The sequence below is a fragment of the Algoriphagus faecimaris genome (assembly GCF_900101705.1).
GTDB classification, from domain to species: Bacteria; Bacteroidota; Bacteroidia; order Cytophagales; family Cyclobacteriaceae; genus Algoriphagus; species Algoriphagus faecimaris.
In genome coordinates this window covers 123,148-134,472 of the sequence record NZ_FNAC01000011.1, presented here as the reverse complement: position 1 = coordinate 134,472, position 11,325 = coordinate 123,148, and the positions used below count along the sequence as shown (strand labels likewise).

The following is an 11,325-nucleotide window of genomic DNA, read 5'->3' as shown; positions in this document are numbered from 1 at the left end:
CAAGTCCTGATCGATAAATTACTGCTCTGCATCACTGTACCGCTCTTGATACTGGTTCTAAATCCACAGGAAGCACATTGAAAAGAAAGCTTGTTTTCAAGCCAATAATGCTTGATTCCAGTACATTTCTTACAGATGATTCCTTGCTTGATCCTTTGTGATTTGATGAATTCAACACAGGAAGCCTCGTCAGGAAACCGATTAATGAAATTGATAATATTCATGGTCAAAACCGTTTATTTTGACCTAATTTAAATCGAGTTAAACCCTTAATAAAGCAATTGACACCAACTGTCAAAAAGAACTTATTTGGCTACTGGTGACTTTGCGGATATTCATATAAGATAAAAAAAGAAGCTGAATATCGATTTGACATTCAGCTTCTTTATTAAAGTCAGGGTAATCAGTTTTTTAGGCTATTCACCCGATGAGGGCGAAAGGGATTCTTGTTTTTTTGCTATTAGTTCAGTTGCCTCTCCAAGTACTTCTATGGCAGCTAAAAGCTTAAGGGCTTCTGATTTTTTAGATTCAAAGGCCATTCTATTTTGAGGAAGAATAGGTTCGGAAGGAGGGATTTTTTCTTTCAACCAGTCTTCTTGTTTCCCGTTTTTCCAGAAGCGGAAGCAAAGGTGTGGCCCTGTGGCCAATCCGGTACTACCTACATAGCCGATTACTTGTCCTTGACGGACCCGCGTGCCGGATTTGATTCCTTTTCCGATTTTGGACATGTGTAGGTATTGAGTCGTATAGGTGCCGTTGTGTTTTATTTTAACATAGTTGCCATTAGCAGAAGTATATCTTGCTTCGATGACGGTACCATCTCCTACAGAGCGAATGTCTGTTCCTGTGGGCGCAGCATAATCTGTCCCAAGGTGTGCCTTGTACCGCTTTTGGACAGGGTGGAATCTGCGAAGATTGTATCTGGAGCTGATTCGGGTGTATTTCAAAGGATCTCTCAAAAATGCCTTTTTCAAGCTTTCCCCATTTTGGTCAAAAAAGTTCATTTCTCCATTTTGCTCAAATGGGATAGCATGATAAGGTTGTCCCATATGCTCAAAATAAGCCAATTTGATGTCTGTAATTCCGACTACTTCTCCATCGATCAATTTTTCCTCAAATTGAACTTTGAATTTGTCGCCTTTCTGCAAACGCTGAAAATCAACCGACCAGCCGTAAAGATCAGCAAACAAGTCAATTAAATCCGGTCCAATGCCCTGCTTGACCATATCGACGTAAAGAGAGGTTTCGATGATGCCTCCAGCTTCCCTCGTACGATATTCTGCGGGTTTTTCTTCTTTGTAGATTTCCAATCCCTCCAGATCAAATACTACATATTCGGCTGGGTTGGGTTCGTAAATAAAGAATCGTGCAGGCACACTATCTCCAGAAGTAAGAACTGTGAATTTTTTGTTGGTAGCAATGCCTCTTACATCAAAAACCTCCTTTGACTTTTTTGCGATCGCGTCAATTATTTGATAAGGGACATGAAATGGACTGAGAATGGTGGCCAATGTTTGATTTTTGTTGACGGTACCTTCTACGATATTCAAACCTGTCACATTGATTCCATAGAGAAAAACATCATCGGAAATAGCTTCTGCAATACTATCCGCCTCTGATAGTACTTCTAATTCAGGCGAAGAAGAAGAATTTTGGCGGTTTTGAAATAGAAAAACTGCGGCCACGACAGCTACAAAAGCAATGAGGCCAATCCATTTCTTATTCATATTTGGGGTATTGTTTTGAATGGGTGATTCAGAATTAGGTCTAAGCAAGTCAAAAACTGTGATTTTTGCAAATATTACAGCCTTTGCTGCAACTTTGTTTCAATTTTTGTACCGATTTTGTACTTTCCTCAAAAAGAGAAGCCAAAAAGGGAGAATTTTTAAAACTTTTAAAAAAAACGAAGTAAAGTCCACTTTCTTTTATCAGATCTCTAGATTTTATGCGAATCTTTTAAAGTTTCATGGGTAACTCCCTACCATTTATTTATCTTTGACCTCCCAAAAAATCATATCAAATCATGCTGAGAACGCATACTTGTGGCGAATTGCGCCTAGAGCATATTAATCAAGAAGTTACCCTTGCCGGCTGGATTCAGCGGGTCAGAAATAAGGGAGGGCTTATTTGGGTCGATCTTCGTGATCGGTATGGAGTAACTCAATTGATTTTCGAGGAAGGGTCTACAGAAAAGGCGCTTTTGGAAAAGGCCTCTCAACTGGGGCGTGAATTTGTCGTGCAAGCGACAGGAAAAGTAATTGAGCGAACCTCCAAAAACGATAAAATTCCTACTGGACATATAGAAATCAAGGCAGATTCACTTCAGGTATTGAATGCTGCTAAAGTTCCTCCTTTTATCATCGAAGATGAGACAGATGGAGGAGATGAACTTCGGATGAAATATCGATACCTAGATTTGAGAAGAAATGTAGTGAGGGAAAAACTGCAACTTCGTCATCGAATGATGCAGGAAACCCGAAGGTATATGGACGATCAGCAATTCATAGAGGTGGAAACACCTGTTCTGATTAAATCCACTCCGGAGGGAGCCCGGGACTTTGTGGTTCCGAGTCGAGTGAATCCGGGAGAATTTTATGCTTTGCCACAATCCCCTCAGACATTTAAGCAATTGCTGATGGTTTCTGGATTTGATCGGTATTTTCAGATTGTCAAATGCTTCAGAGATGAGGACCTCAGAGCGGACAGACAGCCAGAATTTACACAGATTGACTGTGAGATGTCCTTTGTGGATCAGGAAGATATTTTGTCCACTTTCGAGGGATTGACCAAGCATCTTTTCAACACTGTCAAAGGAGTTCAGCTGGAAGAAGTAAAACGGATGACTTATGCTGATGCCATGAAGTTTTACGGTAATGATAAGCCCGATCTTCGTTTTGATATGAAGTTTGTGGAATTAAATGACTTGGCAAAAGGAAAAGGTTTTGGAATTTTTGATTCGGCAGAATTGGTCGTAGGAATCTGCGCCAAGGGAGCAGCAGAATATACCCGAAAGCAATTGGACGCCTTGACCGAATGGGTCAAAAGACCCCAAATAGGGGCAAAGGGCCTTGTTTATGTAAAGTACAATGCTGATGGCAGTCTGAAGTCTACAGTGGATAAATTTTATTCGGCGGAGGATTTGACTCAATGGGCGCAAGCCTTCAACGCCGAGCCGGGAGACCTGATGCTTGTTTTGAGTGGTGAGGAAGGAAAAGTGCGGAAGCAACTTTCTGAACTCCGGCTGAAGATGGGTGAAGAGCTTGGACTGAGAGATAGAAATGTATTCAAACCACTTTGGGTGGTGGATTTCCCACTCTTGGAATGGGATGAGGAGACAGAGCGATTCCATGCTATGCACCATCCCTTCACCTCGCCAAAGCGTGAGGATATTCCACTATTGGAAACCAACCCTGGAGCAGTAAGAGCAAATGCCTATGATTTGGTAATCAATGGAGTAGAAATCGGCGGAGGATCTATTCGTATTCATGATCGACCTACCCAGCAGTTGATGTTTAAGCACTTAGGATTTTCTGAAGAGGAAGCCCAGAAGCAATTTGGATTTTTGATGGAAGCCTTCGAATACGGAGCGCCACCCCACGGAGGAATTGCCTTTGGCTTTGACCGTCTCTGCGCCATCTTTGGGGGTTCGGATTCGATTCGAGATTATATCGCTTTTCCAAAGAACAATTCCGGAAGAGATGTCATGATCGATTCCCCCAGCAGCATTGCGGAGGATCAGTTGGAAGAACTTTCTATTCGAGTTCAACTGAAAAAATAAAATAGAAAGAGGCTCCGGCCTCTTTTTTTATTGGGGTTGGATCAAATGGGACCGAATTCCCATCACGATCAAAAGCTGCGCGATGGTATACGTGCCCATGATCAAAACTCCAGCCTCTGGAAATTCCAGGTAAAATTTATTGATGGCAATGATACCATCCGATATAAAAAACAAAATGGCCCCGATAAAAACCTGCCAAAATGATTCAGGATTGGATCGCTTAAATCGCTCTCTCGCAGTGGTGACCATACTTACGATTACAATGATATAGATGATCACTGGAAATTTTAAAACGCCAAGATTGGGATTGATCAGGTAAAAAACGAATGCAGCTGCAATGTAAATGGGCAAATTATAGAAAAATAGTTTGATGAAATTCATCTCAAGAATTCTTCCCGGCACTTTTTGGGCGACTTTAAAAGCGATGATGTAGCAAATGTGAGCAATCAGAAAAGCGCCAAGCCCGTAAATAAATAAATTTTCCCAAAGTAAAAGAATGTCTCCAAGCAGTGAGAAAATCAATGCACCCATGACTGATTTGGATAATAATGTCCAAGAAATAGGCTTGGTAATCTGGTAAAAATAAGCGATTAAACTCACCAAGATCAGGGGTTTAGAAAAAAACCGATAAGAATTATACCCTTCAATCAAAAAGACCATATCTAGGATCGTTACAAATAAAAACAAATAGAGCCAAAGGATGTTCTTTTTTTTCAAAACGTAGAATATTTGGTTGGTTGGGTAAATATATTGGTAAAGATATTTAAACTAGAATTAGACAAAAAACTATTTTGTTTTTTCCTAAAATACCTAATCCTTATTTTTGATGATTTTGGAATTAAATCTATGAAAAATGAAATTTAACCAAATTAAAAGTATTTCGGAAAGCAATTTTTTCCAGAAGGAAGAAATTTTATTAGGCTAAGTATGTTAAGTTTCTGTTAAAAATTGTGAAATTAGCGGCTCGAAATTTAACGTAGAGTACCCCAAAAAACCTTCGATGTGGCTTACCTTTGCCCTCGAATTTTATTCAAAAACCAACTTTACAAAAACAAAAATTATGAGGCAAAATTTACTCAGAAACTTGTTGACAATGATGCTAGTCGTGCTAAGCACAGGCTGGGCTATGTCACAGGGTGTTACAACTGGTAACATTCAGGGTTTGGTCACCGATGCTTCTGGTGAATCACTTCCTGGTGCAAACATTGTAGCTACCCACGAGCCATCAGGAACCCGTTATGGGGCCGTAAGTAATCTAGAAGGGCGATTTGTTCTTCCAAACATGCGTGTAGGTGGACCTTACACCGTCCGCATTACGTTTGTAGGTTTTGAAGAAAGAACCTTTGAAGGAATTGTGTTAGGATTGGGACAGACTTACTCCTTGAATGCAACTTTGTCAGATGGTTTGGAGCTTGAAGCCATTGAGGTAATTGCAAGTAAAGATGCAATTATGAATGCAGATAAAACAGGTGCTGGTCTGAATTTGACCAATGACCGTATCAATGCATTACCTACTGTAAGTAGAAGTATTAATGATTTTACCCGATTGACTCCACAGTCTAACGGTACTTCATTTGCCGGTACAAGCAGCAGATTTAACAACTACACGGTGGATGGTAACATCTACAACAACAACTTTGGTCTAGGTTCAGGTCAATTTGCTGGCTCCAATCCAATTTCTTTGGACGCGATCGAAGAAGTTCAGGTAAACTTGGCACCTTATGACGTGAGACAAGGTGGTTTTACAGGTGCGTCTGTTAATGCCATTACTAGATCAGGTACAAACGAATACACTGGATCAGCTTATTATTTCTTGAGAAATGATCAAATGATTGGTGATAAAGTAAATGACACCAGATTGAACGTAGGTGATTCCAAAAATGAAATTGCCGGTTTCAGAGTAGGTGGTCCTATCATCAAAAACAAACTGTTTTTCTTTGTTTCTTACGAAAAAGAAACTGAAGCTGTCCCTAGTTTCACTAAGGTCGCTTCAAGGCCAGGTCTAGCTCCTGATGGATTGACAGTGTCTAGAGTTCCTGCTTCCGAATTGGATTTTGTTCGGGATCAAATGAGATCCTTGTACGATTACGAAACTGGACCTTATGAAAATTATGCATTTGCTTCTGAGCAAGAGCGTTTCAATGCTAGACTAGACTTCAATGTGAATGAAAACCATAAGGTTTCTTTACGTTACAATAACTACACAGCATTTACAGACGTGCCAACCAACGGTAACTCTATTCGATACATTTCTACAAGATTCAGAAATACTTCCAGAACAGGAATCGAGGCGATGAACTTCCGTAACGCCAACTACACTAACGACAGATCTGTACAGTCTTGGGTAGGCGAAATCAACTCCAGACTTGGAGCAAATATGTCCAATCAGATCAATATTGGATATACTTCAATCACTGACCCAAAGAGAGGTGTACCAGGCGGTCAAAATTTCCCATTCATAGAAGTACTTGAGCCAGATGCAGGTGGTAATTTGCTTTATTATTTCTCAATGGGTAATGAGTTGTTTACAGTAGGTAACTTGTTGGAAAACAGAATTTTCAACTTTACTGATAACCTATCACTCTACAAAGGTAAGCACACATACACGTTTGGTGTGAATTTCGAATACATGACTTTCAAAAATGCCTTTAACCCAGTATTCAATGGATTCTACAGATTCAATTCTTACCAATCTTTCGTAGTCGCAGTAATCAATAGAACTCCAGGAGTGTACCCAGATGCATTTGCTAAAGGATATGCCTTGGACGGGTCTACTACACCTCCAGTTGACGAAACTCGTTTTGGTCAGTTCGGTTTATATGTACAGGATGAATATCAGGTAACTCCTAGAATGAAAGTGACTGGTGGTCTTCGAGTAGACTTCCCTTTCTATCCTATTGATATTCCTACCAACCAATTGTTGGATAATTTGAATAAAACTTTTGAAACTCCCGACGGAACAATCAGACCTGATGTAAGTCAATTCCCTAAAGTAAATCCACTTTGGTCTCCAAGAGTTGGTTTCAACTGGGACGTGAATGGTGACAGAACTACCCAAGTACGTGGTGGTACGGGTATCTTCTCTGGACGTATTCCTTTCGTGTGGTTGTCTAATCAGGTAAACGGATCAGGTGTGGTTCGTGGTGGACTAGGTGAAGAAGGCGAAGATTTGGTTGAATTATTGGGACCAAATTATCAATTCAATCCAGATGTGACTTTTGGAAATCCTGAAAATCCTGGTCAGTCTCTTTCTAATGAATTGAACCTTACTGACAGGAATTTCAAACTTCCTCAAGTATGGAGAACTAACTTGGCGATAGATCAGATCCTTCCTTTTGGAATCATCGGTACTGCTGAATTTATTTTCAACAGAGATGTGACTACGCCTATCGCTTACAACCCTGTTGTTCGTACTCCTGATGGAACATTGTCTGGACCTGATCAGCGTCCTTACTGGAATGGTACCAACTACTCCAATGACGATGATTTCAGAAACGTTTTCTATTTGACTAATGCAAGAAGAAAAGCAGATTACTATTCAATCACCGCTCAATTGCAAAAGCAGTTTGACAACGGATTCTCTGCTATGATAGCGTATACACGCTCTAGATCAAGAGATCTTGACGCAGCAGGTGGCTCGCAGGCAATTTCATTGTGGCCAGCTACTGTACAGTCTGACAGAAATGATCCTGAATTAGGATTTGCTGGATTTGATATTCCAAATAGATTGATTTCTAGTCTTTCTTACCAAACGGATAATACAACCATCTCTATCTTCTATGAAGGTGCAGATGCAGGTAGATTCTCTTACACTTACTCTGGAAATTTTGGAGATGCTTCAAATCGTTTGATGTATATTCCTAACAATGCCAATGAATTAGTATTTGAAGAATTCAGTCTTGGAGGTAGAAATGTAACTGCAGCAGAACAAGCCCAGGCTTTGGATGCTTATATCAATCAGGATGAATACCTAAGTGCCAACAGAGGTTCCATTGCTGAAAGAAATGGTGCATTGAGACCTTGGGTGAACAGATTTGACTTGAGAATCACGGAAGACTTAGTGTTGTCTAAAGATTCCAAAAATAAATTACAGCTTTCAATTGATATTTTGAACATTGGTAACATGTTTAACTCTAGCTGGGGTATTCAGCGTTTTGCTTTCCAGAACAACTTGTTGAACTACCGAGGCAGAAATGATGCTGGTCAGCCAGTATACAGATTGAATACTGTACCTGGAACTTCTGAGTTCCCAACTGAAACTTTCAGAACTTCTACTTCTCTAGGTGATACTTGGAGAATGCAGGTCGGTGTGAGATACATCTTCAACTAATACTCACAAAATTATTTACTAAAAAGCACCTCAATCGAGGTGCTTTTTTTATTTTTAGTGGTTCAATTATGGGATCATGATTAAAAGACTGATAGGGATCTTCACTTTTTGTTTTTGGTCGGGGCTTGCTTTCTCTCAGACTGATTCCTTGATTTTCGATAATCAGAATCTAATCCTAGGCGAAGTCAAAAAAATGGAAAGAGGAGTTCTTACGGTTAAAACTTCTTATTCGGATAGTGATTTCAAAACAGACTGGGAAAAGCTGGTTTATATTAAGTCCAACGCCAATTTTCTAGTCACCCTGTCTGACGGGAAGCGCTACAATGGGAAAATCGCCAGTGTCTCAGATACCGAAGTAAAGATTGACTTTTACAATCCGGAGTGGCTTATCAGATTAGGAAAGCAAAAAGATAGAGATGGTGCAAAAGGCACTGGCAGTGTGATTGTTCCTATTAAAGAGATTGTCTTCTTGACTACCCTTGATGAAGGTTTTTGGAGCAGACTCTCGGCAAGCATAGACTTTGGGTGGAGCTTGACCAAGGCCAATGAGCTTCAAACTTTCAACTTGAGAAGTAGACTGGGCTATCTTGCTGATCGTTCGAAATTTGGTTTTTCATTTAATAGACTTCGCTCCGATCAGCGGGAAATAGAAGCGGTTCGCCGTACCGATGCCAATCTTTCTTATGTTTACTTTCTCCAAAGGGATTATTTCTTGCTATATGACTTGACATTTCTGTCGAATACAGCGCAGCTTGTCAGGTCCAGGGTAGGGAATAAAATTGGAGTGGGTAAATATGTAGTCAGAACTAATAAGTCTTATTTTGGCTTTCAGGTAGGTGTCAACTTAAATAATGAACAATTCTCGGATGATAATCCGGGCAATAGATCGGGAGAGTCTTTTTTTGGTGCTGAATTGAGTCTCTATGATATCGGAGATTTGAAGCTACTTTCCAACCTCAGTACTTATCCAAGTTTGACTGAGCGAGGCCGCTTTCGGTCAGATTTCAAGTTGGACATCAAATATGAATTTCTATCTGATTTTTATGTGAACTTGGGGACAACTTTGAACTTTGATAACCAACCGGTGGAGGCTGCTAGTAGGCTGGATTATATCATACAAACGACCGTAGGATGGAGTCTCTAGCTTAGTTTTGAGATGCTGATACGTTATCTTTCAGTATTGTTTCACAAAGAATCAATAGATATCATTGATTTTTTCCATTGGTCGAAGCCATGTGCCTTCAGTATCTTTTCTAGATCAATCTTCGAATTTACCTGCTTATGTTTGTGGTTGTAGAACCTTTAAATCGATCTTGGAGTTAAGCCTTCATGTTGTATTACAAAGAATTCAAACATCCGTCAAGTGAAGAGTGGGTAGTGTTTATTCACGGCGCAGGTGGGAGTTCGGCGGTATGGTTTAAGCAGTTAAAAGATTTCAATCAACACTTTAATCTTTTACTGATTGACCTGAGAGGGCATGGCAAATCTGCTGATCTCTCAGAAGCGATTTACAAAAAGGAATATACTTTCGAAAGTGTCACACAGGACATCATCGAAGTACTGGATCATTTGAAAATGCCACCGGCGCATTTTATGGGTGTTTCTTTAGGGACCATCATCGCGAGGCAGCTTGCAGAGTTGGAAAAATGGAGGGTAAAATCCCTAGTGATGGCAGGGGCTGTGACTAGGCTTACCGTCAAATCAAGAGTGTTGGTTTTTTTGGGAAATACCTTTAAGAAAATGATCCCCTACATGTGGTTGTATCGGCTTTTTGCCTTTATTATCATGCCAAGAAAACAACATGCGGAGTCTAGGAATCTTTTTGTCAGAGAGGCTAAAAAACTTTGCCAAAAGGAGTTTATCCGTTGGTTTAAATTGACTCGGGATATCAATCCGCTGCTGCGGTACTTCAAAGAGTCAGATCTTGGGATTCCCACACTCTATGTGATGGGGGACCAAGATGTCATGTTCTTAGAACCAGTAAAAAAGATTGTCGAAAATCATAAAAATGCAATATTAAAAATTTTGGATCAGTGTGGACATGTCGTGAATGTAGAGCGACCCAACGAGTTTAATCAATTGTCACTGGCATTTATTCAAAATCAAGCCTAAGCCTATTCAGCACTTTTCTCTATGAAAAAACAAACTAAAATCTTTCTCTTGGTAATTATTGCTCTTTTAGTAGCATTCGCCTTCTTCTACCCGAGATTGGATTCAAGAAAAACGAATGACAGTCCAGCTGCCGCAAGCGGAGGTCAGCCAGGTGCTTCTGAAGCCATTCCAGTAAATGTGGTAAAACTGCAAAAAGAAGTCCTTAAAAATCAATTGCAGATGACAGGGACTATTCTTCCCAATGAGTCTGTAAATCTTCGACCCGAAGTATCAGGCCTTATAAGACGTGTGGCATTTAAAGAAGGACAATATGTGACCAAGGGAACTCCCGTATTGTATTTGGATGACGATGAGCTTCAGGCGCAATTTCAGCGCTTAGAATACACGCAAAAACTTTTTGAAACACAGGAAAATCGTCAAAAGCAACTTTTAGAGAGAGAGGCTATCAGCCAAGAGGAATACGATATCGTACTAAACCAATACAATACTGCACTGGCCGATATCAAGTTGATTGAGGCGCAGCTGGCAAAGCGCATCATCAGAGCGCCATTCAATGGAATATTGGGACTGCGGCAGGTTTCTGAAGGAAGTGTCATCTCTCCTACGGATATTATTGCGAGCATAGTCAATCTAGACCCAATCAAGATAGAATTTTCTATTCCTGAGAGGTATTCTTCTATGGTAGAAGTAGGATCAAAGATTTACTTTTCCAATGATGGAACGCCAGAGGAGGTCGAAGGAGTCGTATTTGCGTACGAGCCTCAAATCGATGCTGCCACTCGGACACTTACCCTGAGAGCTCAAAGTCCTAATAAAGAAGGACGATTTTTGCCGGGTATGTTTGTGAGAATCCGTTTTGTCTTGGGAGAAACCGAAGATGCATTATTGGTTCCTTCTGAATCTATCATCCCCGAACTCGATGGCTACAAAGTTTATGTAGTAGGTGAAGATAGTAAAGTAAGAGAGCAGAAGGTAGAAATAGGAAAAAGGACAGACACTCAGGTTCAGATAGTGAGTGGGCTGAATGAAGGAGACCTGGTATTGACTACTGGGGTATTGCAAGCGAGGCCGGGAATGGCCGTTAATTACACGCAAATCAATTAAG

8 protein-coding genes are annotated in these 11,325 nt (G+C 40.4%); 5 read left to right on the top strand and 3 right to left on the bottom strand.

The window, feature by feature from the left end:
• Positions 1-224 (bottom strand): transposase (locus BLQ57_RS07980; protein ID WP_139162690.1); only part of this gene is annotated, 224 nt, incomplete at its 3' end.
• A 192-nt stretch (positions 225-416) separates the two neighbouring features.
• Positions 417-1,727: a peptidoglycan DD-metalloendopeptidase family protein gene (locus BLQ57_RS07975; protein WP_087938707.1), complete on the bottom strand. Its 1,311-nt coding sequence runs from the start codon at positions 1,725-1,727 to the stop codon at positions 417-419.
• A gap of 296 nt (positions 1,728-2,023) precedes the next feature.
• Here BLQ57_RS07975 and aspS point away from each other — a divergent pair, with 296 nt between their 5' ends.
• Positions 2,024-3,778, top strand: coding sequence for an aspartate--tRNA ligase (gene aspS, locus BLQ57_RS07965; RefSeq protein ID WP_087938709.1), 1,755 nt, complete (start codon positions 2,024-2,026; stop codon positions 3,776-3,778).
• 27 nt (positions 3,779-3,805) lie between these two features.
• On the opposite strand, the gene BLQ57_RS07960 is transcribed toward aspS, so the two are convergent.
• Positions 3,806-4,495, bottom strand: coding sequence for a lysoplasmalogenase (locus tag BLQ57_RS07960; protein WP_087938710.1), 690 nt, complete (start codon positions 4,493-4,495; stop codon positions 3,806-3,808).
• A gap of 343 nt (positions 4,496-4,838) precedes the next feature.
• On the opposite strand from BLQ57_RS07960, the gene BLQ57_RS07955 reads away from it, so the two are divergent.
• The 4 genes from BLQ57_RS07955 (at position 4,839) to BLQ57_RS07940 (ending at position 11,324) form a co-directional block, all read left to right on the top strand.
• Positions 4,839-8,108 carry a TonB-dependent receptor gene (locus tag BLQ57_RS07955; RefSeq protein ID WP_087938820.1) on the top strand — a complete coding sequence of 1,090 codons (3,270 nt, stop codon included), beginning with the start codon at positions 4,839-4,841 and terminating at the stop codon, positions 8,106-8,108.
• Between the two features lie 76 nt (positions 8,109-8,184).
• Positions 8,185-9,252, top strand: coding sequence for a DUF481 domain-containing protein (locus tag BLQ57_RS07950; protein WP_087938711.1), 1,068 nt, complete (start codon positions 8,185-8,187; stop codon positions 9,250-9,252).
• Positions 9,253-9,437: 185 nt separating this feature from the next.
• Positions 9,438-10,220: an alpha/beta fold hydrolase gene (locus tag BLQ57_RS07945; RefSeq protein WP_087938712.1), complete on the top strand. Its 783-nt coding sequence runs from the start codon at positions 9,438-9,440 to the stop codon at positions 10,218-10,220.
• 21 nt (positions 10,221-10,241) lie between these two features.
• Positions 10,242-11,324 carry an efflux RND transporter periplasmic adaptor subunit gene (locus BLQ57_RS07940; protein ID WP_087938713.1) on the top strand — a complete coding sequence of 361 codons (1,083 nt, stop codon included), beginning with the start codon at positions 10,242-10,244 and terminating at the stop codon, positions 11,322-11,324.
• Position 11,325: the final 1 nt, after the last annotated feature.

What these genes read in the sequence shown, in the direction of transcription:
- BLQ57_RS07945 (WP_087938712.1), top strand. Translation starts at nt 9,438, where the DNA reads ATGTTGTATTACAAAGAATTCAAACATCCGTCAAGTGAAGAGTGGGTA.
- BLQ57_RS07940 (WP_087938713.1), top strand. Translation starts at nt 10,242, where the DNA reads ATGAAAAAACAAACTAAAATCTTTCTCTTGGTAATTATTGCTCTTTTA.
- BLQ57_RS07950 (WP_087938711.1), top strand. Translation starts at nt 8,185, where the DNA reads ATGATTAAAAGACTGATAGGGATCTTCACTTTTTGTTTTTGGTCGGGG.
- BLQ57_RS07955 (WP_087938820.1), top strand. Translation starts at nt 4,839, where the DNA reads ATGAGGCAAAATTTACTCAGAAACTTGTTGACAATGATGCTAGTCGTG.
- aspS (WP_087938709.1), top strand. Translation starts at nt 2,024, where the DNA reads ATGCTGAGAACGCATACTTGTGGCGAATTGCGCCTAGAGCATATTAAT.
- BLQ57_RS07975 (WP_087938707.1), bottom strand. Translation starts at nt 1,727, where the DNA reads ATGAATAAGAAATGGATTGGCCTCATTGCTTTTGTAGCTGTCGTGGCC.